This is a genomic window from Flavobacterium sp. F52 (genome assembly GCF_000278705.1).
Lineage (GTDB): Bacteria > Bacteroidota > Bacteroidia > Flavobacteriales > Flavobacteriaceae > Flavobacterium > Flavobacterium anhuiense.
This window is the reverse complement of record NZ_AKZQ01000031.1, coordinates 75,764-99,053: the sequence shown is the minus strand read 5'-3', so window position 1 is coordinate 99,053 and position 23,290 is coordinate 75,764. Positions and strand designations below refer to the sequence as shown.

Annotated in this window: 24 protein-coding genes and 1 tRNA gene; 13 read left to right on the top strand and 12 right to left on the bottom strand. The window is 33.7% G+C overall.

What is annotated here, in order from left to right; all coding sequences use genetic code 11:
• Positions 1-61 precede the first annotated feature (61 nt).
• The 11 genes from mraY to FF52_RS16065 all read left to right on the top strand — a co-directional run bounded on the left by mraY (position 62) and on the right by FF52_RS16065 (position 11,950).
• The gene (gene mraY / locus FF52_RS16115) at positions 62-1,294 is read left to right on the top strand and encodes a phospho-N-acetylmuramoyl-pentapeptide-transferase (protein ID WP_008467153.1); all 1,233 of its coding nucleotides are present in this window, start codon (positions 62-64) and stop codon (positions 1,292-1,294) included.
• The gene (gene murD / locus FF52_RS16110; protein ID WP_008467152.1) at positions 1,295-2,626 is read left to right on the top strand and encodes a UDP-N-acetylmuramoyl-L-alanine--D-glutamate ligase; all 1,332 of its coding nucleotides are present in this window, start codon (positions 1,295-1,297) and stop codon (positions 2,624-2,626) included.
• Between the two features lie 83 nt (positions 2,627-2,709).
• Positions 2,710-3,054 (top strand): four helix bundle protein, encoded by a 345-nt coding sequence (locus FF52_RS16105; RefSeq protein WP_035691743.1) that lies wholly within the window; start codon positions 2,710-2,712, stop codon positions 3,052-3,054.
• Between the two features lie 49 nt (positions 3,055-3,103).
• Positions 3,104-4,423 carry an FtsW/RodA/SpoVE family cell cycle protein gene (locus tag FF52_RS16100; RefSeq protein WP_008467149.1) on the top strand — a complete coding sequence of 440 codons (1,320 nt, stop codon included), beginning with the start codon at positions 3,104-3,106 and terminating at the stop codon, positions 4,421-4,423.
• A 45-nt stretch (positions 4,424-4,468) separates the two neighbouring features.
• Complete coding sequence (gene murG / locus FF52_RS16095) at positions 4,469-5,560, top strand: undecaprenyldiphospho-muramoylpentapeptide beta-N-acetylglucosaminyltransferase (RefSeq protein ID WP_008467147.1); 1,092 nt, start codon at positions 4,469-4,471, stop codon at positions 5,558-5,560.
• Positions 5,561-5,611: 51 nt separating this feature from the next.
• Positions 5,612-6,961: a UDP-N-acetylmuramate--L-alanine ligase gene (gene murC / locus FF52_RS16090; RefSeq protein ID WP_008467146.1), complete on the top strand. Its 1,350-nt coding sequence runs from the start codon at positions 5,612-5,614 to the stop codon at positions 6,959-6,961.
• Complete coding sequence (locus tag FF52_RS16085) at positions 6,948-7,670, top strand: cell division protein FtsQ/DivIB (RefSeq protein WP_008467144.1); 723 nt, start codon at positions 6,948-6,950, stop codon at positions 7,668-7,670. Before murC ends, FF52_RS16085 begins: the two co-directional genes overlap by 14 nt.
• Before the next feature lie 6 nt (positions 7,671-7,676).
• On the top strand, positions 7,677-9,083 hold the full coding sequence (gene ftsA / locus FF52_RS16080; protein WP_008467141.1) for a cell division protein FtsA: 1,407 nt from the start codon (positions 7,677-7,679) through the stop codon (positions 9,081-9,083).
• A 79-nt stretch (positions 9,084-9,162) separates the two neighbouring features.
• Positions 9,163-11,139, top strand: coding sequence for a cell division protein FtsZ (gene ftsZ / locus FF52_RS16075; protein ID WP_035691740.1), 1,977 nt, complete (start codon positions 9,163-9,165; stop codon positions 11,137-11,139).
• A 199-nt stretch (positions 11,140-11,338) separates the two neighbouring features.
• Positions 11,339-11,788, top strand: a complete 450-nt coding sequence (locus tag FF52_RS16070; protein WP_008467137.1) for a GatB/YqeY domain-containing protein — start codon at positions 11,339-11,341, stop codon at positions 11,786-11,788.
• Positions 11,789-11,876: 88 nt separating this feature from the next.
• Positions 11,877-11,950: transfer RNA gene (locus FF52_RS16065), tRNA-Arg, on the top strand.
• Positions 11,951-12,033: 83 nt separating this feature from the next.
• Here the strand turns inward: FF52_RS16065 and FF52_RS16060 are convergent.
• The 5 genes from FF52_RS16060 to FF52_RS16040 form a co-directional block, all read right to left on the bottom strand.
• Positions 12,034-12,225, bottom strand: coding sequence for a hypothetical protein (locus FF52_RS16060; RefSeq protein ID WP_008467135.1), 192 nt, complete (start codon positions 12,223-12,225; stop codon positions 12,034-12,036).
• Between the two features lie 40 nt (positions 12,226-12,265).
• A complete protein-coding gene (locus FF52_RS16055) occupies positions 12,266-13,126 on the bottom strand; it encodes a hypothetical protein (protein ID WP_008467132.1) in 861 nt (286 codons plus the stop codon).
• A gap of 142 nt (positions 13,127-13,268) precedes the next feature.
• A complete protein-coding gene (locus FF52_RS16050; protein WP_008467130.1) occupies positions 13,269-13,733 on the bottom strand; it encodes a DUF962 domain-containing protein in 465 nt (154 codons plus the stop codon).
• Positions 13,734-13,778: 45 nt separating this feature from the next.
• Positions 13,779-15,026 (bottom strand): TMEM143 family protein, encoded by a 1,248-nt coding sequence (locus FF52_RS16045; protein WP_008467128.1) that lies wholly within the window; start codon positions 15,024-15,026, stop codon positions 13,779-13,781.
• A 1,340-nt stretch (positions 15,027-16,366) separates the two neighbouring features.
• Entirely contained in the window at positions 16,367-16,831 is a 465-nt protein-coding gene (locus tag FF52_RS16040) for a hypothetical protein (RefSeq protein ID WP_008467127.1), read from the bottom strand.
• 331 nt (positions 16,832-17,162) lie between these two features.
• Here FF52_RS16040 and FF52_RS16035 point away from each other — a divergent pair, with 331 nt between their 5' ends.
• Positions 17,163-17,564: a helix-turn-helix domain-containing protein gene (locus FF52_RS16035; RefSeq protein WP_008467125.1), complete on the top strand. Its 402-nt coding sequence runs from the start codon at positions 17,163-17,165 to the stop codon at positions 17,562-17,564.
• A gap of 170 nt (positions 17,565-17,734) precedes the next feature.
• On the opposite strand, the gene FF52_RS16030 is transcribed toward FF52_RS16035, so the two are convergent.
• The 4 genes from FF52_RS16030 to FF52_RS16015 all read right to left on the bottom strand — a co-directional run bounded on the left by FF52_RS16030 (position 17,735) and on the right by FF52_RS16015 (position 21,207).
• A complete protein-coding gene (locus FF52_RS16030; RefSeq protein WP_008467124.1) occupies positions 17,735-18,262 on the bottom strand; it encodes a hypothetical protein in 528 nt (175 codons plus the stop codon).
• 16 nt (positions 18,263-18,278) lie between these two features.
• Positions 18,279-19,187, bottom strand: a complete 909-nt coding sequence (locus FF52_RS16025; protein WP_008467120.1) for a hypothetical protein — start codon at positions 19,185-19,187, stop codon at positions 18,279-18,281.
• Positions 19,188-19,435: 248 nt separating this feature from the next.
• Complete coding sequence (locus FF52_RS16020) at positions 19,436-20,149, bottom strand: LytR/AlgR family response regulator transcription factor (protein WP_008467118.1); 714 nt, start codon at positions 20,147-20,149, stop codon at positions 19,436-19,438.
• The gene (locus FF52_RS16015; RefSeq protein ID WP_008467116.1) at positions 20,125-21,207 is read right to left on the bottom strand and encodes a sensor histidine kinase; all 1,083 of its coding nucleotides are present in this window, start codon (positions 21,205-21,207) and stop codon (positions 20,125-20,127) included. Before FF52_RS16015 ends, FF52_RS16020 begins: the two co-directional genes overlap by 25 nt.
• An 81-nt stretch (positions 21,208-21,288) precedes the next feature.
• Here FF52_RS16015 and FF52_RS16010 point away from each other — a divergent pair, with 81 nt between their 5' ends.
• The gene (locus FF52_RS16010; protein ID WP_008467114.1) at positions 21,289-21,534 is read left to right on the top strand and encodes a hypothetical protein; all 246 of its coding nucleotides are present in this window, start codon (positions 21,289-21,291) and stop codon (positions 21,532-21,534) included.
• 247 nt (positions 21,535-21,781) lie between these two features.
• Here FF52_RS16010 and FF52_RS16005 read toward each other — a convergent pair whose 3' ends face one another.
• From FF52_RS16005 to FF52_RS15995, 3 genes are all read right to left on the bottom strand, one after another.
• Positions 21,782-22,288: a hypothetical protein gene (locus tag FF52_RS16005; protein ID WP_008467113.1), complete on the bottom strand. Its 507-nt coding sequence runs from the start codon at positions 22,286-22,288 to the stop codon at positions 21,782-21,784.
• Between the two features lie 67 nt (positions 22,289-22,355).
• Positions 22,356-22,592 (bottom strand): hypothetical protein, encoded by a 237-nt coding sequence (locus tag FF52_RS16000; RefSeq protein WP_157498629.1) that lies wholly within the window; start codon positions 22,590-22,592, stop codon positions 22,356-22,358.
• Between the two features lie 56 nt (positions 22,593-22,648).
• On the bottom strand, positions 22,649-23,254 hold the full coding sequence (locus tag FF52_RS15995; protein ID WP_008467111.1) for a hypothetical protein: 606 nt from the start codon (positions 23,252-23,254) through the stop codon (positions 22,649-22,651).
• Positions 23,255-23,290: the final 36 nt, after the last annotated feature.

Below are 23,290 nucleotides of genomic sequence, written 5' to 3'. Positions count from 1 at the left end.
ATTTTGGGTTTTAAAAAATTGGAATTTAATTCGAGATTGGAATTTAAAAAAATAAGAAAATATGCTGTACTATTTATTTGAATATTTTGATAAAACATTGGATCTTCCTGGAACAGGAGTTTTCCAGTATATCACATTTAGGTCAGCTTTGGCATTTATGCTTTCGTTGCTTCTGTCTACCATTTACGGTAAAAGAGTAATTAACTTTTTGCGTCGCCAGCAAGTAGGTGAAACAGTTCGAGAGCTAGGTCTTGCAGGTCAGAATGAGAAAGCAGGTACTCCAACAATGGGTGGACTGATTATCATTTTCGCGACACTAGTTCCTGTTTTGTTATTTGCAAGACTGCACAACATCTACATTGTTTTGCTGATTGTAACAACATTGTGGATGGGAACAATTGGTTTTGTTGATGATTATATCAAAATATTCAAAAAAGATAAGCAAGGTTTAAAAGGAATTTTTAAAGTTATTGGTCAAGTTGGTCTTGGGATCATTGTTGGTGCAGTTCTTTATTTTAATCCTGCCGTTACAGTAAGAACAGATACAGGCCGTACAGATGTATTTAAAACTGCAGCAAATTCGACAGTTATTGTGCCTGCTGGAGTTGAAGAAAAGTCTACAGCAACTACAATTCCTTTCGTGAAAAATAACGAATTTGACTATGCCGAAGTATTGTCTTTCATGGGTGATGGCTATGAGAAATGGGCTTGGTTAGTATTTATTCCAGTGGTAATTTTTATTATCACCGCAGTTTCAAACGGAGCAAATTTAACAGATGGAATCGATGGACTCGCCGCAGGGACCTCGGCAATTTCCGTCCTCGCGCTCGGGATATTCACATTCGTCTCAGGTAATATCATATTCTCAAATTATCTGAATATTATGTATATCCCCAATTCGGGAGAAATGACAGTCTTTATATCGGCCTTTGTAGGAGCATTGATTGGATTTCTTTGGTACAACTCATTCCCAGCATCGGTTTTTATGGGAGATACAGGAAGTTTAACTATTGGGGGAATCATCGCAGTCTTGGCAATTGCAGTTCGTAAAGAAATATTGATTGTTTTATTCTGTGGAATTTTCTTGGCAGAAAGTGCTTCAGTAATTATTCAGGTAACTTATTTTAAATATACGAAGAAGCGTTTTGGCGAAGGACGAAGAATTTTCCTGATGTCTCCGCTTCATCATCATTATCAGAAAAAGGGATATCACGAAAGTAAAATCGTAACCCGTTTTTGGATTGTTGCCGTAATGTTAGCCATTTTATCAATCATTACTTTAAAATTAAGATAGATGAGGCTAGTAGTACTTGGAGGAGGAGAAAGCGGAGTAGGAACCGCGATCCTCGGTAAGAAACAAGGATATGATGTTTTTGTATCCGATTTTGGAAAAATAAAAGAGAGTTATAAAGAAGTTCTTATCATTAATAAAATAGCCTGGGAAGAGGAACAGCATACAGAAGATTTAATTCTAAATGCAGATGTGGTGATGAAAAGCCCAGGAATTCCAGATAAATCTCCGATAGTAAAAAAGCTGGTTGCAGCGGGAGTAAAGGTGATTTCGGAAATCGAATTTGCAATACCTTACACAGAAGCAATGACCATCGGGATTACGGGAAGTAATGGTAAAACGACCACCACAATGCTCACGCATCACTTGCTTAAATATGCAGGATTGAATGTAGGATTGGGCGGAAATATTGGAAAAAGTTTCGCGTGGCAGGTTGCAGAAAACAAATATGACGCATACGTTCTTGAATTAAGCAGTTTTCAGTTAGACGGAATAATAAATTACAGACCCGATATTGCGATAATAACCAATATTAGTCCAGACCATTTAGATCGATATGAGTATAAATATGAAAATTATATCAATTCGAAGTTCCGAATAACGATGAACCAGACTGAAAACGATTATCTCATTTACGATGCAGATGATGAAGCAAGTACAGAATGGTTAAAAAAGAACAAAACAAAAGCAAAATTAATTCCTTTTTCATTGACGAAAAAATTTGATGAAGGGGCTTCTATAAATAACAACAAAATGGAAATAAAGATCAACCAAGAAGAGTTTACAATGGATACAGAACACATTGCGTTAGAAGGAAAACATAATATGAAAAACGCCATGGCAGCAAGCTCTGTAGCTAAATTGATGCAAATTAGAAATGCAACGATTCGTGAAAGTCTATCTAATTTCCAAGGTGTTGAGCACCGTTTAGAAAAAGTATTAAAAATACAGAACGTTCAATATATCAACGATTCAAAAGCAACAAACGTAAATGCTACTTTCTTTGCTTTGGATAGTATGAATGCGCCAACAGTATGGATTGTTGGAGGTGTTGATAAAGGAAATGACTACAACGAATTAATGTCATTAGTGCGTGAAAAAGTAAAAGCTATTATTTGTCTTGGAATCGATAACCGCAAAATTATCGATGCTTTTGGAAACGTTGTTGATATTATGGTTGAAGTAAACAATATGAACGATGCCGTAAAAACGGCTCAAAGATTAACAGAAAAAGGCGATGTTGTTTTATTGTCTCCAGCCTGCGCAAGTTTCGATTTATTCGAAAACTACGAAGACCGTGGAAAACAATTCAAACAAGCGGTACACAATTTATAATTTTAGATTTTAGAGTTCAGATTTTAGATTGTTCCTAATCTTTGAATTAAAATAAGTTCTTTTTGATTATAACGACAGATGAAATGAAAATGAGGACCAAAAAGTTCTCTTTAATGATAATTGAATTGGCTGAAAAAATGCCAAGTACAAATGTGATTAGATCAATAACTAATCAAATAGTAAGAAGTGGGACATCTGTTGGAGCAAATTATAGAGCAGTTTGTCGAGCCAGAAGCGATAGAGAATTTATTGCTAAAATGAATATAGTCTTAGAAGAAGCAGATGAAACTTTGTTTTGGTTGGAGATTATTAAAGAAAAAATGTGGATTGCAAAAGAAGAATTGGAGACAATGCTAAAGGAAGCAAATGAATTAACAGCCATTTTTGTCAGCAGTTTAAAAACAGTAAATAAAAGAATCAACAAATAAAATCGAAGATTTTGGAAAATAATCTAAAATCTAAAATCAGAAATCTACAATGAAGGAACTGGTAAATAAACTAAAAGGAGATAGAGTAATATGGTCATTCGTGGCCCTATTGGCGTTGTTTTCGTTTATGCCTGTTTTTAGTGCGAGTAGTAATTTAGCCTATATAGGTCATGGAACAGGAAATACATTGGGGTATTTGATAAAACATTTAGCTCACGTTTGTATCGGTTTCTTGATTATTTATTGGGTTCATAAAGTGCCGTATCATTATTTCAGAGCAATTTCAAAAATTGCGCTTCCAGTGGTTTGGTTATTATTACTGTACACTTTGTTGAAAGGGACAGTAATTGCGGGAGCAAATGCAAGCCGTTGGATTCAGGTGCCGTTCATTGGAATTACGTTTCAGACTTCGACTTTAGCGGCAAGCGTATTGTTTATTTACGTTGCACGTTATTTGTCGAAAACCAAAGAAGAAAATGAGCCGTTCCAAACCTCGTTTATTCAGCTTTGGATTCCTGTATTTATCACTTTGGCATTAATATTACCAGCCAATTTTTCAACCACAGCGTTGATATTTTCAATGGTAATGATGCTTACGTTCATTGGTAAATATCCTTTAAAATATATTGCTTTTATCATCGGATCGGGAATTGCAATGTTGGCTTTTTTCCTTTTGGTAGCAAAAGCATTTCCAGATTCAAGATTCTTCAGCAGGGTTTCAACGTGGGAAAGTCGTATTATGAACTTTACAACAGATAAGCCAGATGAAGATGATTATCAGATTGAAAAGGCAAAAATTGCAATTGCATCAGGAAGATTAGGCGGATTAGGGCCAGGGAAAAGTGTTCAGAAAAATTTCTTGCCACAATCATCTTCAGATTTTATTTATGCAATTGTAGTAGAAGAATACGGTTTAGTTGGCGGAGTTGCAATATTGGTTCTTTACTTGTTATTGTTGTTCCGATTTGTTATCGCTTCGCATAAAGCCAATACGTTATTTGGAAAACTAGTCGTCGTCGGTCTCGGATTTCCGATGATATTTCAGGCGATGATTAATATGGCGGTTGCAGTAGAATTATTGCCGGTAACAGGGCAGACGCTTCCGCTAATAAGTTCTGGAGGTAGTTCAATTTGGATGACTTGTTTCTCTCTCGGAATTATCATTAGCGTAACCAAAAAAGAAGAAGAAATTGCTGAAGAACAAGAAGAAAAAGCAAGAAGAAAAGAAGCGCTTCAAAGATTAATAGATAAAGAATTGGCAGAAGATGATTTGCCAGTTGATGAAAAAGAAGAGATTTACGAAGAAGAAGCTTTGTATTCCATTGAAGATAATTCAAGAAATCCGATGAATGCGGTTTTAAACAAATAAGATTAGAATATAAAAAGTTTTTAAAAAGTTGTAATTTTTAGAAAGATGACAAAGTATAAATTCATACTTAGCGGAGGAGGAACAGGAGGGCATATCTATCCTGCAATTGCGATTGCAAATGAATTAAAATTACAATTTCCTGATGCAGAATTTCTTTTTGTAGGTGCCAAAGATAAAATGGAAATGCAAAAGGTGCCTCAGGCAGGTTACGAAATAAAAGGTCTGTGGATCGCAGGATTACAACGAAAATTGACTTTACAAAACTTAATGTTTCCGCTAAAATTGGCAAGCAGTTTATTGGAGTCAAAAAGAATAATTAAAAAGTTCAAGCCAAATGTAGTAATTGGTACGGGAGGTTTCGCCAGCGGACCTTTATTGCAAGCGGCAGGTTCGGCAGGAATACCAACGGTTGTTCAAGAGCAAAATTCTTATCCGGGAATTACAAACAAATTGTTGAGCAAAAAAGCAAATGCAATTTGTGTAGCGTATCAAAATTTGGAGCGTTTTTTCCCAAAAGAGAAAATTGTTTTAACTGGAAATCCAGTTCGTCAGGATTTAATTGATATCGAAAGCAAACGTGACGAAGCAATCGCTTTTTATGGTTTAGATCCGAATAAGAAAACATTGCTGGTTTTAGGTGGAAGTTTAGGGGCAAGAAGAATTAATCAGTTAATCGAAAAAGAATTGCAAAATTTTCTTTCTCGAGATGTACAGGTAATCTGGCAATGCGGGAAATTATATTTTGAAGAATATAAAAAATACAATCAGCCAAGTGTAAAAGTGGTTGATTTTATTGAAAGAATGGATTTCGTTTACGCAGCATCAGATGTCATAATTTCACGTGCAGGCGCTTCGTCGGTGTCAGAATTATGCATTGTTGGAAAACCAGTGATTTTTATTCCGTCACCTAATGTAGCTGAGGATCACCAAACTAAAAATGCGCAGGCGATTGTAGATGCAAAAGGTGCGATTTTGTTGAAAGAATCTGAGCTTGACAGCCAGTTTAGCATTGTTTTTGAAGCGCTGCTGAAAGATCACGGAAAACAAAAACAGCTAAGTGATAATATTAAAAAACTGGCCAAACCAAAAGCTACACAAGATATTGTAGCGGAGATTGTGAAGTTAATTAAAAAGTAAAATATAGGCGAGGGCTTAAAGCCTATAGCTTAATGCTTAAAGCAAATAAAAATGAATTTAAATCAAATACAAAACGTTTATTTTATTGGTATCGGCGGTATCGGAATGAGTGCCCTGGCTCGTTATTTCAAGTTTATTGGAAAGAAAGTTTCAGGCTACGATAAAACACCTTCTATGCTGACTAATGAATTGATTGAAAGTGGTATTGATATTCATTTTGAAGATGATATAAACTTAATTCCAAAAGATTATTATGTAGAGAACACATTGGTGATTTATACGCCAGCTGTTCCAAAAACACATTCTGAGTGGAATTATTTTATTGAAAGAAATTACGAGGTTAAAAAACGTGCTGAAGTTTTAGGAATCATTACTAAAGATACTTTCTGCTTTGCAGTTGCGGGAACACACGGAAAAACAACAACATCAAGTATTCTTGGGCATATTTTATTTCAAAGCGGTGCAGATGTAACAGCTTTTATTGGAGGAATTGTAGAAAACTATAATTCAAATCTAATAGGAAGCGGAAAAACTGTGACAGTTGTAGAAGCAGATGAATTTGATAGATCATTCCTGCATTTGCATCCCAATATTGCTTGTGTTACTTCTATGGATGCTGATCATTTGGATATCTATGGAACTAGCGATGCTATTCAGGCTTCGTTTAGAGAATTTGCCGCCAAAGTTGAAGATAAAAATAATCTCTTTATAACCAAAGAATTGCCTTTAGACGGTGTTCAATGTGCTATAAATGAAGATGCTGTATATAAGGCTTATAATGTTCGTATTGAAGATGGGGCTTATGTTTTTGACGTGCAAACGCCGTCAGAAATCATGAAGGATTTACGTTTCGGACTGCCTGGAAAACACAATTTAATGAATGGATTGATGGCTATTGCGATGGCTAAAACTTACGGCACCCCGACCGATTCTATTGCAAAAGCCATTGCTTCATTCAACGGAATTAGAAGACGTTTTTCGTATCAGATTAAGAGCGAAAATTTAGTATATATTGATGATTATGCGCATCATCCGACAGAAATAAATGCTGTTCATCAGGCAGTTAGAGAATTGTATCCAGGACGCAAAGTTTTGGCAATTTTCCAACCGCATTTATTCAGCAGAACAAGAGATTTTGTTGACGGATTTGCAGAAAGCTTATCGCAGTTTGATGAAGTGTTTCTGATGGATATTTACCCTGCTAGAGAGCTTCCGATGGAAGGAGTGACTTCTGAGTGGCTTTTGTGTAAAATGACAAATTCGAACAAAAAAATTGTTGCAAAAGAAGATTTATTAGGTGAAATCAAAGCCAGTGATTCACCTATTATTGTAACAATTGGAGCTGGTGATCTGGGAGAAATGGTTCCTTCAATTAAAAAGATTTTAAATGAAAATATTTAATTGGACAAATATAAGATTAGTACTTATTTTCGGACTGGTTTTGTTTTTATATTCCTTCGCACAGCATCGAAATGGCGATAGAAAATTGAAAAAATCGATGGTCGTTTTTGTAGGAGAAAATACGCTTTTTGTGAAGCCAGAAACGGTTAATAAATTGTTGATAGAAAATAAAAGAGACGCTTCCAGTATTAGAAAAGATGAACTAGATTTGAATAAGATAGAGAAAACCCTCGATACGCAAGACATGATTGAGAAGTCAAATGTTTTTGTAAGTATTGATGGAGTTCTAAAAGCAGTAGTAAAACAGAAGACGCCCATAGCAAGAGTTTATGATGGCGGCGCTTCTTTTTATATTGACTATGAGGGTAATAAAATGCCCTTGTCGGACAATTTCACTGCGCGAGTTCCTCTTGTTTCAGGGGCAATAAATGAAAAAAATAACGAAGATTTAGCAGCTTTATTTCGCACAATTTATGACGATGCGTTTTTGAAAAAAAACATCATTGCTATAGAGATTATGCCGAATGGAAGCTTAAAAATGTTTAATCGTAACTATGATTACTTCATAGATTTTGGCAGAACGATGAATGTTGATAAGAAATTTAGAAACTATAAAGCCTTCTTTCAAAAAGCAGTTTTAGATAGTTCGTTATACAAATACAAAAAAATTGACCTTAGGTTTACGGAACAAGTAGTTTGCACTAAATAATAGAAAATGGAAAAAGATAACATTGCAGTAGGTCTAGATATTGGAACAACCAAAATCGTTGCCATGATTGGCAAAAAAAATGAATATGGTAAGTTGGAGATTTTGGGCATTGGCAAATCCAAAAGCTTGGGTGTTGCCAGAGGAGTAGTAAACAACATTACGCAGACGATACAATCGATACAGCAAGCGATTCTCGAAGCAGAAAATAATTCAGGATATAAAATAAAAGATGTGGTTGTGGGTATTGCCGGACAGCACATCAGAAGTATCCAACATACCGATTACATCAGCAGAAACAATCCAGAAGAAGTAATTGGCGAAAAAGATATTCAGCTCCTAATCGATCAGGTGAATAAACTGGCGATGTTACCGGGAGAAGAAATTATTCACGTTTTACCGCAAGAATTCAAAATCGATGGGCAATCTGAAATAAAAGAACCAATCGGAATGTATGGTGGAAGATTAGAATCTAGTTTTCACGTTGTAGTTGGTCAGGCTTCTTCAATCAGAAACGTTGGAAGATGTATCCAGAGTTCAGGAATTGAATTATCTGGATTGACATTAGAACCATTAGCTTCAGCTGATGCTGTTTTAAGCCAAGAAGAAAAAGAAGCTGGTGTTGCGCTTATCGATATCGGGGGCGGAACAACAGATTTGGCTATTTTCAAAGATGGCATCATTCGTCATACTGCAGTAATCCCTTTTGGAGGAAATGTAATTACAGATGATATCAAAGAAGGCTGTTCAATTATTGAAAAACAAGCTGAGCTTTTAAAAATAAAATTCGGATCTGCTTGGCCAGGAGAAAATAAAGACAATGAGATCGTTTCTATCCCAGGTTTAAGAGGAAGAGAACCAAAAGAGATTTCGCTTAAAAACTTATCTAAAATCATCCATGCAAGAGTTGTGGAAATTGTAGAACAGGTTTTTGCAGAGATTAAAGCTTATGGACATGAAGATCCTCGTAAAAAATTAATCGCTGGAATTGTATTAACAGGTGGAGGTGCACAATTAAAGCATATCAAACAGCTGGTAGAATACATTACAGGAATGGATACTAGAATTGGTTATCCGAACGAGCATTTGGCAGGAAACTCTAGTGAAGAAATCTCTAGCCCATTATTTGCAACGGCAGTAGGATTAGTAATGAACAGTATAGAAAACAGTTCGCAAAGTGCTGTTAGAATGGAACTGGTTAAAGAACAGCCAAAAGTTGTTTACAGAACTGCTCCTCCAGTACAGCGATACGAAGTTGAAGAAAACTACGTTGAGAAAGTAGAAACCATTGAAGAGCCTAGAGAAACCGTAAGTCAAAAGGTGCCTAAAAATGAATCTACTGAAACCAAAATAAGAAGATCATTTTTTGATCGATATGTCGATAAAATCAAAGAATTTTTAGACAACGCAGAATAATAAAAAGAGAAGGATTATTTCTTGCCCCAAGTCAAGAAGTAAAAAATGTACTTAATAAGAATTTCAAAAAACCAAAAAGATGATGAGCAACTCAGAATTTGGAAGTATTTCATTTGATTTACCAAAAAATCAATCAAATGTAATCAAAGTAATAGGTGTAGGTGGGGGCGGAAGTAACGCAATTAACCACATGTTCAAACAAGGTATTAAAGGCGTAGATTTTATCGTTTGTAATACCGATTCGCAAGCGCTTCAAAATAGTTCAGTACCCAATAAGATTCAGTTAGGAGTTAATTTGACTGAAGGGTTAGGAGCAGGAGCAAACCCAGACGTTGGACAGCAGTCGGCTATCGAAAGTATTTCGGATATTGAAAAAATGTTGGATAAAAATACTAAGATGGTATTTATCACTGCTGGTATGGGTGGAGGAACTGGAACTGGTGCAGCTCCCGTGATTGCTCAATTAGCAAAAGAAAGAGAAATATTAACAGTTGGTATTGTGACAATTCCTTTTCAGTTTGAAGGGAAAGTGCGTCAGGAGCAGGCAATTATTGGAATTGAGAAATTGCGTAAGCAAGTAGATTCTTTAATTGTAATCAACAATAATAAATTAAGAGAAGTATATGGAAATCTTGGTTTTAAAGCAGGATTCTCTAAAGCGGATGAAGTTTTGGCAACAGCCTCTAGAGGTATTGCTGAAGTAATTACGCACCACTATACTCAAAATATCGATTTACGTGACGCGAAAACTGTTTTGGCTAACAGTGGTACTGCGATCATGGGATCTTCTGTGGCTGAAGGCGACAACAGAGCGAAAGATGCTATTGTTTCAGCGTTAGATTCTCCGTTGTTAAATGACAATAAAATTACGGGTGCCAAAAACGTATTGTTGCTTATCGTTTCTGGAACTAACGAGATTACTCTTGACGAAATTGGAGAAATCAACGACCACATTCAAGCTGAAGCGGGTTACAATGCCAATATTATCATGGGAGTTGGTGAAGACGAAACTCTTGGTGAAGCCATTGCTGTAACTATTATCGCTACAGGATTTGATGTAGAACAACAAAATGAAATTGTAAATACAGAACCAAAGAAAATCATTCATACGTTAGAAGATGAGCAAAGAAGTGTTCATAATTTAACGAATAAACCGCTTGCATCTTTCGATTTAACTGTTGATACACCGACAGCAAAAGTAGAAGATAAAGTTGTTTTTGATTTAATTGACGATGATGAAACTTTTACTCCAACTGCACAGGCTGTTGCTCCAGCTATCAATCAGGAAGAGTTAGTGGTAATGTCTGAGTTTATCAAAAATCTAGATGTGACTTTCGAAATCGTTTCTCCAATTACAGATATCGATTTTACAATTTCATCTGCAGAAGCGCCAGTTGTTCAGCAAGTACAACAACAGCCAGTGCAGCAGCAAAGAGTTTTTGAAAGAGAAGAACAAACAACTTTTTCTTTTGATCTTCCTTTGTTTAAGCAAGAGCCTGTAAAAAGAGAGCCAGTTGTTGAGGATAACAGAGTTTTGTTTGAATTGACAAATGAAACTCGTGACATTAAAGTAAACGATCCAGTACAATTTGTTCCTGTAACTGAAGTTTCAGACAACGGAATTATTAAATATTCTCTAGAAGAATATATGGAAGTTGAAAATGATTTATTGGCTTCTAAACCAGTTGAAAAAGTAGTTGAGCCTACAATTCCAGAGGAATTAAACATCACGTTGAAAGCAAGACCAGATTTTGCAAGTCAACCAGATATTACAACAACTTCTGAAGTTTCTCCTTTAGAATTGACTATTGAAGAAACATTGCGTTTAAGAGCAGAAGAAAGAAGAAAGAAACTAAAAGAATTTAACTATAAATTCCATAACAATGTTTCTAGAATTGATGAGTTGGAAAAAGAGCCTGCTTATAAAAGATTAGGAATAGATTTATCTAATTCTCAGTCTAATAATACAAATTCTAGAATCTCTGTTGGAACAGACAGTAATAACGATTTGCAATTACGTTCAAACAATTCATTTTTGCACGATAACGTAGATTAATTTTTAGAATCATAATATAGGGTAACCCGAAAATTGGATTTAATTTTCGGGTTATTTTTTTTATCTTCGCACAGAATTTCAAAATTTGACTTCCTAAATAGGTTTTTAAAGTGAATCTTATTTTCACCCTGAGCGAAGTCGAAGGGTCAAATTAATACATCAATTAATAAGCGTTAGCTTATTCTAATAAAATATAAACATGAGTTTACAAACACAAATCATGGACGAAATCAAAACGGCCATGAAAGCAAAAGATACGGTAGCTTTAGAAGCTTTAAGAGCTGTTAAATCTGAATTATTATTGGCTTCAACAGCTTCAGGATCTAAAGAAGATTTATCTGAAGATGAAGAGATTAAATTACTTCAAAGATTGGTTAAAACTCGTAAAGAAAGCGCAAGAATCTTTACAGAGCAAAATCGTCCAGATTTAGCTGAACCAGAATTGGCTCAAGTTGCTGTAATCGAGAAGTTTTTACCAGCGCAATTAAGTGAAGAAGAAGTAGAAGCTGTAGTGGCAAAAATCATTGCTGAAACAGGAGCTTCTGGAATTGCTTCAATGGGAAAAGTAATGGGATTAGCATCTGCTCAATTAGGCGGAACTGCTGAAGGAAAAACCATTTCTACAATTGTGAAAAAATTACTTTCGTAAATATAATTTTAGATTTTAGACTGTAGATTTTAGATTCCAATCAGCAATCTAAAATCTAAAATCTATAATCTGAAATCAGAAATAAAATGACCTCGTAGTTCAACTGGATAGAATATCAGATTTCGGCTCTGAGGGTTGGGGGTTCGAACCCCTCCGGGGTCACTATAAAAGCGCATTCTTTTGATTATTAAAAGAATGCGCTTTTTAAATTATTATATTCCTGCAGTTTTCCCACAAACACACAATTACTTAGCCTTTTTTTTAGAATTTCTAATGATATAATAAACCGAAAACAGAAAGACAATACCGTAAATAACTGCCATTGCTGGATTCTCAAATTTTAAACTCTTAAAATCAAATTGCTTATATAAAGTTACGCCTAAAATGATGGCTACTATCCAAAAGACGAATGTAATAGGTTGGTTTTTATTTTCCATATTTAGATTATTGGTTGTTAAATGTGTTTCTGGTTCAGATCTATAGTTTATCTTGTTCAGCTCTTAATAAATCGAAAATACTCTCGCTCTTAAAGTTCTCCATAAATAAATTAATTAGGGGTACAGTTGGGCTTTTGGGATATTTTTTCATGAATCGGTTAAATTCTTGAATGTTTTCTGGATAAATATATTTTTCATCTGTCGCTCTTTCGGCAGTTGGAGTATTGTCTTGACCAACTAAATAATCCATTTGGTAATTTTTGTATTCGTCTTTTACAGATGAAATTAATTTTGAATCAGGATATTTGGTCGTGAAATTTTCCCAAGAAATTACTCTGTCGCCTAGATCTTTAAATGAAATAACAAGTCCAGCATCTGCGGAATAAAGCGTTTTGTTTTCTTCACTTTTCAAGTACAGATACTCTTTGTAATCGCTCGTTACGTAATCTTTGAAAATTCTATAATAAAAATCATGTACAGGCTCTATTTCGACATATCCTTCTCCAATTTCCCAAAACTCTAATTGATGCTTATTAAGTTTTTCACCTAAAAGCTTTACAGCTTTTTTATCAGCTTCATCTTCATTGTAAAATTTATCCAATATTCCAGATTCTTTTTCGGCTATCTGTCCCAACAAAGTATTGTTTTCTTCAATATACTTTTCGTATAGTGCGTTTCCAGCTTCTTTATTGGATAATGTTTTTAATTTTAGAACAATTTCATTTTTGTTTTTAGAAAATTGCTCTAATAAATCAGAATTTGATTGTGCAGTTTGTGTAGAACTTTCGACTTTGGTGCTGTCTTTCTTTGTTGTCTCTTTGTTTTGAACGCTTTTATTATCTGTTTGTTTACATGAAGAAAGTAAAATTACGCAAGTAATTACTATGAAGAATTTTCTCATTTTTCAGTTTAGTTTATTCAGCTAATATAGAAAAATATTCAAAGTATATTTTATTCATAAAGAAGGACAAATTTTATTTTGTCCTTCTATCTAAATTTCTAATGTTTGCTCCTAGTTCTAATTTGTCAGTTCCCAAAAATCTCTATTTCCTAGAAAACAAATTCTCAACAACCCAAGCAGGGCCAATTAATAAAAACTGAAGATCTTTTAAGAAAGAAGGCTTTTTGCCTTCAATATTATGTCCGTAAAATTGCCCAATCCAAGCAATAACAAAAACACCTATTGAGAATGCCCACAACGGAACAATTTGCCCGATATAATAATTGATAACCAAACAGATTCCAGAGAATACAGCGATTTTTAACGCCATAGAAATCGATAATCTGATATAGAAAACCAGAACAAGAAGCAGAACCACAAAAGCCCAGTTTTCAATAATTGGCGCATTTAATTGTAAAGTATTTGCGATAATCGTACTCGGGATACTCATAAGTAAACCTACGATAGAAAAGAAAATGGCAGGTACGCAAATGTAATGTATCGCTTTGTTGGTTGGGTTCTGATGACTTACGGCATATTCTGCAAACCATTGGTCTAATGTTCTCATTTTTGTGGTTTTAAGGTTAGATGCGTAAATCTAATGAAATTTCTTTTAGGTTGTTTGAGAATCAACTTTCTGGTTGTACTGAAAAACATTATCCCAAAGTTCATCAATTGCAATAAGCGCTTCATTAATCGGAATCACATTCCATTTTCCATTATTTTCTATTCCTAAACCGATGCTTTTTAATTTTAATAAAGCGTCGTTTACGTCAAAATCCAAATCAGTATTTAGTTTGGTTTTAAACCAAGATTCAATTTGATGGTCTAGTTCTTCGGCTGTTAAAGAATCTTCGCTTTCGTGTAAAAATGTATAAGCCAGAATCGTTTCTTTTAAAGCTTCTTCTTCCGAAGAATTTAATAAAGAATAAAACGCACCGCTATTGTTCCCGACATTTTTGAAATACAAACTGTCAGAAAGTGTTTTAGAATACCTGATTTTCTTATTTATGAAGTTGTTGTATTGACGGAAACAATAGGCTCCTAAAATCCCAAGAGCAATTAAACCTTGATTTAAAGAGGTTTTACTGTTTAACAAATCGATGGTTTCGCCAGTCTGATAAGCATCATACATGTTAATCAAAGCAGGAATTACCTTGGCGCTTAATAACGAAAGTCCACCAAAAACACCTGGAACCCAAAGCAGTAATTTGTCCTTAAGAGACATTTTCGGAATGGCATTCGGGAAAATGGTTTCAAGATCATTTTTAGGAACACGTTTAAAGATTTTCAATGCAATAGACCCTGGATCGATTGGCATTTTGCCTAATTTGACCTTCTTTTTCTTGAAATAATCTGCTTCGCTGTAATTGAGGTAAATCAGCACTCGGTCATAATATTCAATTTCGACTTCTTTGGTCCAGAAAAAGTATTTTTTGACTTTTTCTTTTGCCTTGTGATGCCCACGCGCATAAAGTTCGAAATCTTTAAAAGCATTAAAATCGATAGAAAGATTCAGTCCGATCAAATCAGATTCATGAAAGGCGTCGTTTAAAGCTTCCTGATTAATTCTGTAGTAATTGCCGCGTTCGAGAACTTTTAAGAGGGTTTCTTTAAAAACGGGAAAACTGCTTTTATTGATGAACTGTTCGCGTTCCTTTTCGCTTAAATCTGGATCGTAGAGTGCATAATGCTGTTTTAGATTTCGGTTAAGATTAAAAGATTCGTAATGATAATAGTGTTCGATAATTTCGAACAGCTTCTTAAAATCATCGACCTTTTGCGGATTTTCAGCAAAAGCAGCAATTTGCTGTTCCAGTAAAAATTCTTTATTAAACGGAATATAATGTTCTCTAGTCATGCGGACTTATTTCGTGGCTTTTACAGATTGCAAAAATAAGGCTTTTTTCTTAGGTGCAAAGGTGCAGAGGTACAAAGCAACAGAGGTTTCTAAGAGTGATGTTTTTTACCGCAAAGTACGCTAAGAATTTTTAATGCGAGACTTAATAAAACCGTAAAGTTCGCAAAGCTTTGTGGCAACATAGTTTTCCCGCAGATTCTGCAGATTAGGCAGATAAAACAAAATCTCTTAGATCTGCTAAATCTGCGAGAGAAAAACTTAGCGAACTTGCGTGACCCTTTGCGCTCTTTGCGGTTAATTTTTTTTTAACGTAAAGAGCGCTAAGAATTTTTAATGCGAGACTTAATAAAAACCGCAAAGTTCGCAAAGCTTTGTGGCGGCATAATTTTCCCGCAGATTTTGCAGATTAGGCAGATAAAACAAAATCTCTTAGATCTGCTAATCTGCGAGAGAAAAACTTAGCGAACTTTGCGTGACCCTTTGCGCTCTTTGCGGTTAATTTTTTTAACGCAAAGTACGCTAAGAATTTTTAATGCGAGACTTAATAAACCGCAAAGTTCGCAAAGCTTTGTGGCAGCATAATTTTCCCGCAGATTTGGAGATTAGGCAGGTAAAACAAAATCTCTTAGATCTGCTAATCTGCGAGAGAAAAACTTAGCGAACTTTGCGTGACCCTTTGCGCTCTTTGCGGTTAATTTTTTTTACCGCAAAGTACGCTAAGAATTTTTAATGCGAGACTTAATAAAACCGCAAAGTTCGCAAAGCTTTGTGGTAGCATAGTTTTCCCGCAGATTTTGCAGATTAGGCAGATAAAACAAAATCTCTTAGATCTGCTAAATCTGCGAGAGAAAAACTTAGCGAACTTTGCGCGACCCTTTGCGCTCTTTGCGGTTAATTTTTTTTACCGCAAAGAGCGCTAAGAATTTTTAATACGAGACTTAATAAACCGCAAAGTTCGCAAAGCTTTGTGGCATCATAGTCTTCGCGCAGATTTTGCAGATTTTGCAGATTAGACAGATAAAATAAAATCTCTTAGATCTGCTAAATCTGCGAGAGAAAAACTTAGCGAACTTTGCGTAATCCTTTGCGAACTTTGCGGTAAAATAAACGGCTGAATAGGTAAATAAAAAAAGTGAAATTTCCAATCGGTACCAGCGATTTGAAATCCCACTTTCTGTTCCAAAAAAAAAGTGACAAAAAATTAAAAAGCTCTCTATTAGAAAACCTGTCTAACTAAAAATTATTCGATACAATATTAGAATAAAATAATAGGGTGGCTATAGGTATTTTTACCTGTTTTTGTAAACGGTCAAAGATTTTGAGTAGTTGTGGTGCAAAGATTATTGTAATACCGTTTTTTTGAGTTCGATTACACCCTGAATATATTTTATTAATTCTTCTTTGGTTACAGCAAAAGGAGCTTTTTCTGCCTCGAATTCTAAGTACAAATTAGCAATGTTTTCTGCATCGAGATTTTGAGTATGGTAATGATGCTCTGCGTATTGTATAAGATGATCTACAAAAAGTTCGCGTTGTTTTCCTTTTTCGATTGTTTCAAGATCGCCTTCTTTTATTTTTTCTATTACAGATTCTGGTAAATCGATTGTGAGGTACATGCAATCTACGGCTACTTTAGAAAGCATTTCTTTGGGAACTCTTCCCGTTGCATCGCAATAGGCGCATGGCGCAGGAACCCATTTCAATTGTCGGTTTAAACGGCGGATATCATCCCAATCAACAAATCTTTTTCCAAGACATCTCGGACATTTTATATCTGATCTTCTAAAAAAATTAAAAATGTTCATTGGTTCGTAAGTAGCTTAGTGGTTTGGTTGGCGCGAATTTAAAGAATTAAGTAAGAAAAGTTTCTTAGTTTGATATTTTTTTAAGAAAATAATTCACAAAATCAAGAATTAGGGCAATTGTTGTAGGTTTTAAAACAGATAAAAATAATCATTACCGAAATTTGAAATCCCAATAATTGCTTGCGTTGCGAGATTTTGGTGTTGTAGTGAATTTAGTGCAAAAACGAAGTGGTGAAGCTTTTTTAGTTGTGCGAAAAATGATACTTTTGTTGGATAGAAAGGTATTGTATCGAAATAAAAAACTTTGAAGAATTTTAAATATCTTTGAATTATGAGCACAGCAACAAAACCAAAACATATTGGCAGAAATATCAGCCGAATTAGAGAGTTTAGAGGTATGAAACAAGAAGCGCTAGCGATTGCCCTTGGCATGAGCCAGCAATATGTTTCTACTCTTGAAGGAAGCGAAACCATTGACGACGAAAGACTAAATAAAATTGCCGAAGCTTTAGGCGTTTCTGTAGAAACTATTAAGAATTTTAGTGATGAAGGAGTATTCAATTACTTTAATACTTTTAACGAACCTAATTTTGCAAATAGTAATGGTGCATTTGGTCAAAATAATACTTGTTCATTTAATCCTTTAGATAAAGTAGTAGAACTTTATGAACGTTTGGTTCAGGCAGAGAAGGAGAAAGTGGAGTATTTGGAGAAATTGTTGAAGGAGAAATAGATTTTATAGGATATTATATAAATGGAAAAGAGACTTTTGTTAGAAAGTCTCTTTTTTGTTTTGAATTTGGAATTAATTTTTTGGAGATGGAGTTTCATCACCTGATTTTTCTCTACGATCTTCTGGAAAAGAAGGTCTTTCTGCTGGCTGGGTTCTTGGTTCTTCTTCGTCTAACATAATTGAGTGTTTTTGGTTATTAAAATAATTGATATAATAAATGCAAAAATTAATGTAAGTATGATAAATGTTTTTGAAATGTATAAATCGTATGCTCTCTTGTCATTTATTTTGGTATTCTCATCCGTAATTCTAATTAGTCTATCAATTAACTCATCTTCAAAATTTATTTTCTCGGAGTCACTAACAGTATTATTAAAATTTGGAATTACGATTTTCTGATATTCTCTAACCGATTTCAAGTAAGAAATATTTGGATAATCAAACCCTTTTAGATAATTATTGTATGATTTTATTAGATATACTATACTCAATCCAATACAGCAAGCAGCAACTGAAATAATAGCCCAGATGAATACATCGCATTCAATTAATTTAAACTTATCATTTGAAAAAAAATAAGAGATTAATCCAATTAACAGAGAAATAGTTCCAATAACAACATTAATCGATTCATCTAATTTTGACCGCCTATTTAATTCTCTGTCATAAATATATTTGTAAAATTCTAAATCATTCATAAAGAAATATTTTTGGTTATTGTAGAATATTATTTATCCTAGTTTCCCATGCTGGGCTATGTAGCACTCTATCAATTTGTAGTTGATTATTTAGTATTTGGGCTTTGGTCAGTTTTGATAATTCTACCCAATCATTTCCAAAAATATAAGTAGCATTCCCACTTCTTATACTTTCTAAAATAAAAGTATTCTTATTTGGAAATCCAAAAACGATATAATCTGAAAATCCTCCTTGACCAACTGCTACAAAATTAGGATTGTGAGAAGTGATTTTTTCTAATCGATTTGCAATGACAGGTCTGTTGCCTCTAGGCTGTCTCTCTATTCGATCTTGCACAATGTCTCTAACAACATTCCACGGATAATTTCCTTGTGGTAAAATTCTCCAATTTAGCCTTGTAATATTTTCAAATACAAATGGCTGATAGTCTTCTCTGATTAAGTCGCATTCTCCGAATAATTCTAAAAATAAATTTATAGTATGTTTTATTATTTCAAAATTTTGAGTCCTTTTAACAAAGGCTCTAGAAACTATTATATTACTATCGCCTAAACTATCAATTAATAATTCTTCACTTGGTGGAGGAATCAATTCGCGAGGGTATCTTTGTCTTGGAATGTAGATGAATTTTTCATATTCATTTCCTTGGAAGTCTTTCCATTTCCATAATCGTTCAATGTAGTAAGTTTCTTTTTCTTCATTTCTTTTAATTAAAAACTTGCCATTTGCATTAAATCTACTAATTGGACCTACACCTAAAGGTAAAATTTGTTCACCAATTTGTGGATTTTGTGAGAAACCAATTTCTTGTATTCTAGCAAGATTATCATTAAATCCTTTAAAAGCTATATGAAATTCTTCATCATTGCGTATAACTGCAATGCTGTTTTCTATATTCATAATTCTTTTTTTAGTAATTTTCATAGTTAATTCTTTTTTTAGTTTATAGGCTTTGGTTAAAATTATTTTGAGGCAAATGTGATAATTTATAATTTCAATGTTTTACGGAAATCCATAATCCAACAAATTTATTTTCAAACAATTATACCAATAAATAAAAACTCAACACCAAGTACTTTTACGCATTCTACAAAAAACCATAAAAAACAAAAAAGCCCAACTAAAAAAAAGTTGAGCTTTTCAAAAATTATCTAATTATCTAAATTGACAAATTATCTAATTGGAAGATTGTTCAATAAAATTTGATACTTTCTTCCCACAGGAATAATATCGCCATTTGACATCGTAAGGTTTTTAGTCGTAACAGCAGAAATTTTATTGGTATTTACAATATAAGATCGATGCACTTGTAGAAAGTGCGCGCAATCAATTTCGGCACTTATACTCGCGAGCGAACCGTAAATGACAATTGGAGATTTTAGTTTGCAGTTGTATAATTTCATATAATTGCCCAAACTTTCAATATATAAAATATCCGAAAGAGGTGTTTCAATTACTTGTCCGTTAGAGCGGTACGAAAGTACTTTTTCGTCGTCGTTGTTTTCTTTTTTAAGATTATTTCCCGAATGGTAGGTTTTGGCTTTTTCTATAGCTTTTGAGAATTTATCAAACGAAATGGGTTTCATTAAATAATCAATCGCATCATTTTGGTAGGCCGAAAGCGCAAAGTCAGAATAAGCCGTTGTTACAATCGTAATTGGGCGTTTGGGCTGCAGTTCCATCAATTCTACGCCTGAAATTACAGGCATATTAATGTCAAGAAAAATAATATCGTATTGGTTTTCGTTGAGCAGTTTTATGGCTTCCATACCATTAAAAGCGCTTCCGGAATGTTCCAGTTCGTCAAATTTGGAGATGTGCGAAATCAAGGCTTTGTGCGCCGGCGATTCGTCATCAACTATTAGACAGCGGTAGGTAAGTGCCATATATTTAATTTTACGATAAACATATTTTTGTCTTTTTTGCAGCTTAAAGTATGTTTTAAACCATAAACTTCCAAACGTCTTTTTAGGTTTTCAATTCCGATTCCCGTGCTCGAAAGCCTTGATTCAGTATCCAGACAGTTGTTTTTTAAAGTGAAAGATACATTCCGGCAATCTACTTTCAAATCCAGATTGATAAAGGGCTCTGCAGTTTCGGCCGAAAACTTCACCGCATTTTCTACCAAAGGCAGAAAAAACAAAGGCGGAATCTCGATTTGATCATGCACGCCTTCAATGTTTTGCGTTACAGCCAGTCTTTCGTTTCTAAAGGTATAATATTCAATATACTTTTTAATAAACGCAATTTCTTCCTGCATTAAGACAAAATCTTTCTTAGAAGCTTCGATTTGATAGCGCAGCAAATCTGAAAGATTCAGTATTCGGTCTGGAACTTTTTCTGGTTCTGCTAATGCTTCTCCGTAAAGATTATTCATGGCATTCAATAAAAAATGCGGATTCAATTGCTGTTTTAAAAACGAAAGTTCCGATTTGAAATTCATAATGTCTTTATCGGCCTGACTCATTTTTTTGGTAATCACAATATGCAGAAAATAGAAGAAACAGCCGTTTATGATCAATGATACAATCTGAAGCGCTTTTAAATTTCCTAATCCGACAAGCGGAAAAAACCAATTCATAAAAAAGTAAAAACCAGTCCAATAGACCGCAAGAAGCGTAAAAAAGATTTTAAATCTTTTGTGAAATAAAAAAGGATTGATGATGCAGATGTTAAAAACCGTAATCCAGACAATGCAAGGGAAATATCCCATGGCAATTTTGCTGAGAATATAAGACCAGCTATGTCCGTTGAGTCTTATTTCGTCGTAAATGCAGGCCAGAATGACCAAATAAACAAGTGTATTTACGATTAAGTTTCGTAGAAAAAAATTTTGGTAGATTTTTGCAATTGTCATAGCGGCAAAAATAATATAATCGTATAGTTTGTAAGCATTTATCAGGAATAATTTATACCAACGCCATTCGTATAAATCATACGCCATTGGTATAAAATTGCTGTTAAAATAAAGGCTTCTCCATTATTTTTGATCTGAGTTTCTATAAATCTTTTTAATAAAAATAAAATGTACCAGTTTAAAGAATTAAAAGATACTGATGGGGTTGTGGAAATTTTTAAAACAAATGTCCAGAAAGAATCTGATCGAGATTATATCCTAGCCTCTATAAAAAATCAGTTTCCAGATTATAAAATTAATTTTGATTTGGAAGATTGTGATAAAATTTTAAGAATTGAAGGTGTTGATTTGCAATATGATACTATTGTGAATCATGTATGCGATTTAGGTTATGCCTGCGTGCGATTGGAATAGTTTTGCATTTGTAAAAACAGGTGTAAATACGCTAATATATTTCTGATTTTTGTAAGTATTTTGTGTAATATTCTAATGTTTTGTCTTTTGAAGTTGATATCTGCAAGTTTAATTGCATGTAGGCTTCGGTTTGTGATTTCTAATAAGTTTAAATCAAAGACAATCTACAAAATCTAAGCTTAAGAATATAAAAAAGCGCAAAATCTTTAGAAGTTTTGCGCTAAATAAAGTTTATTTTAAATAATATTTATTGAAAATTTGCTCGTATGTTGCAATATCCCAATATATATTGATGGGGAGCAAACATTTCAAATGTTTCATTTGGAAAGATTACATCAGAACTTGAAACTCCACAGCTACCTAGAAAATCTCCCCAGGTAATTGAAAAATTAATAGAACGATTACTATTGTTTCTAATTGTTAAAGATCTAATAGTATTCTGTCCAGGGTTATAATTTGGACGTATACTGTAGTTTCCACAAGCATTTCCAGAACAATTATTAGGGGTTAGGAGTTCTTCGTTAGAGAAGTTCCTGAATTCAAAAATTTCTTCTTTTTTCCTGCAATATTCACTGGTTCCTAGAGCAGTCCATCTTCCATCTCTACATCTATGGTCCCTGCCATTTATGCAGGTAGTTTCACCATCATTATACCAACTCCCTGCAAAGCTACATTGTGCTCCTTCTGTTGAAGAAGATTCATTATTAACTTCATCTAAATTTACAATTGGACTGTCTTCTGTTTTATTTTTCATTTTGTATAATTTAAATTAATATTTTTGATGAACTTGTTAATTGTAATAATTGAAAGGATGCAATTTTCTATACGCAAACGACTCTTGGAGAACCCGATGTGCAATCGCAATAGCCATCTCTTGAACATATTCTCGTTACTGACATTCCATTACAGATGCAAGTTATTGTTGCGCTATCAGGGTCAACTTCTCCGGAATCGTTAATTATAAATGTCTTTATGCTTTGCGTTCCTTTTGAAATGTCTGTTTCAATTTCAGTAATTAGCTTTTTGTTATTAAGAAGCTTTAGTTCTGTTTTTTCCATAGTTGTTTTTGTTTTGTTTGAAAAGTTTTTCGTTATAATATTTAATAATAAATTAGTTAATAGGATGTACATTTGTTAGACATTAATTTTATATCCTTATATTTTTCAAGAAAATGTTTTTCACTAAGATTCCATTTTTTATTAAATGAGTTTCGCGGAATTGTTACATGATATTCAATGGAATAAAAAGGATTTTCTTTCTTCCAAATATTGCTGTACAAATTTCGACTGTATATCATGTCGATACGTGATGAAAGGGAATAAAAAAAAATGCAGTCAAAAAAAATATTGTGATTTGAATTTCCTGTATTTAATGACTCATAAAAATACATTCCCATGTCATTATTATATTTTGTTTGTTTTTTCCTCATTATTTTATCAAATTTTTTACGTGTAATATCCTTAGATGATTTTGTAATAATTATTTCTTCATAAAGGAATAGGCTGTCCTTTTTGATTGGTAAAAATCTCCAAGAATTTACTTCTTTAAATGTTGTGTCAATTTCAAAACTTTCATAAAATGGGCATCTTAAATTTAGAATTGATTGTGAATACAAACTTTTACAATTGAATAAAAATGTAGCAACTATTATCGTTTTGCAAATTGTGTTAATTATCATTATAAGATTTTGATACATTATTAATATCGTTGTATTTTTCATTTAGTTTGTAAATGTTTAAGGTTTGATAATTTTAAA

Excerpts from the sequence above, each read along its gene's own strand:
- mraY (WP_008467153.1), top strand. The coding sequence starts at position 62 with ATGCTGTACTATTTATTTGAATATTTTGATAAAACATTGGATCTTCCT.
- murD (WP_008467152.1), top strand. The coding sequence starts at position 1,295 with ATGAGGCTAGTAGTACTTGGAGGAGGAGAAAGCGGAGTAGGAACCGCG.
- FF52_RS16105 (WP_035691743.1), top strand. The coding sequence starts at position 2,710 with ATGAAAATGAGGACCAAAAAGTTCTCTTTAATGATAATTGAATTGGCT.
- FF52_RS16100 (WP_008467149.1), top strand. The coding sequence starts at position 3,104 with ATGAAGGAACTGGTAAATAAACTAAAAGGAGATAGAGTAATATGGTCA.
- murG (WP_008467147.1), top strand. The coding sequence starts at position 4,469 with ATGACAAAGTATAAATTCATACTTAGCGGAGGAGGAACAGGAGGGCAT.
- murC (WP_008467146.1), top strand. The coding sequence starts at position 5,612 with ATGAATTTAAATCAAATACAAAACGTTTATTTTATTGGTATCGGCGGT.
- FF52_RS16085 (WP_008467144.1), top strand. The coding sequence starts at position 6,948 with ATGAAAATATTTAATTGGACAAATATAAGATTAGTACTTATTTTCGGA.
- ftsA (WP_008467141.1), top strand. The coding sequence starts at position 7,677 with ATGGAAAAAGATAACATTGCAGTAGGTCTAGATATTGGAACAACCAAA.
- ftsZ (WP_035691740.1), top strand. The coding sequence starts at position 9,163 with ATGATGAGCAACTCAGAATTTGGAAGTATTTCATTTGATTTACCAAAA.
- FF52_RS16070 (WP_008467137.1), top strand. The coding sequence starts at position 11,339 with ATGAGTTTACAAACACAAATCATGGACGAAATCAAAACGGCCATGAAA.
- FF52_RS16060 (WP_008467135.1), bottom strand. The coding sequence starts at position 12,225 with ATGGAAAATAAAAACCAACCTATTACATTCGTCTTTTGGATAGTAGCC.
- FF52_RS16055 (WP_008467132.1), bottom strand. The coding sequence starts at position 13,126 with ATGAGAAAATTCTTCATAGTAATTACTTGCGTAATTTTACTTTCTTCA.
- FF52_RS16050 (WP_008467130.1), bottom strand. The coding sequence starts at position 13,733 with ATGAGAACATTAGACCAATGGTTTGCAGAATATGCCGTAAGTCATCAG.
- FF52_RS16045 (WP_008467128.1), bottom strand. The coding sequence starts at position 15,026 with ATGACTAGAGAACATTATATTCCGTTTAATAAAGAATTTTTACTGGAA.
- FF52_RS16040 (WP_008467127.1), bottom strand. The coding sequence starts at position 16,831 with ATGAACATTTTTAATTTTTTTAGAAGATCAGATATAAAATGTCCGAGA.
- FF52_RS16035 (WP_008467125.1), top strand. The coding sequence starts at position 17,163 with ATGAGCACAGCAACAAAACCAAAACATATTGGCAGAAATATCAGCCGA.
- FF52_RS16030 (WP_008467124.1), bottom strand. The coding sequence starts at position 18,262 with ATGAATGATTTAGAATTTTACAAATATATTTATGACAGAGAATTAAAT.
- FF52_RS16025 (WP_008467120.1), bottom strand. The coding sequence starts at position 19,187 with ATGAAAATTACTAAAAAAAGAATTATGAATATAGAAAACAGCATTGCA.
- FF52_RS16020 (WP_008467118.1), bottom strand. The coding sequence starts at position 20,149 with ATGGCACTTACCTACCGCTGTCTAATAGTTGATGACGAATCGCCGGCG.
- FF52_RS16015 (WP_008467116.1), bottom strand. The coding sequence starts at position 21,207 with ATGGCGTATGATTTATACGAATGGCGTTGGTATAAATTATTCCTGATA.
- FF52_RS16010 (WP_008467114.1), top strand. The coding sequence starts at position 21,289 with ATGTACCAGTTTAAAGAATTAAAAGATACTGATGGGGTTGTGGAAATT.
- FF52_RS16005 (WP_008467113.1), bottom strand. The coding sequence starts at position 22,288 with ATGAAAAATAAAACAGAAGACAGTCCAATTGTAAATTTAGATGAAGTT.
- FF52_RS16000 (WP_157498629.1), bottom strand. The coding sequence starts at position 22,592 with ATGGAAAAAACAGAACTAAAGCTTCTTAATAACAAAAAGCTAATTACT.
- FF52_RS15995 (WP_008467111.1), bottom strand. The coding sequence starts at position 23,254 with ATGAAAAATACAACGATATTAATAATGTATCAAAATCTTATAATGATA.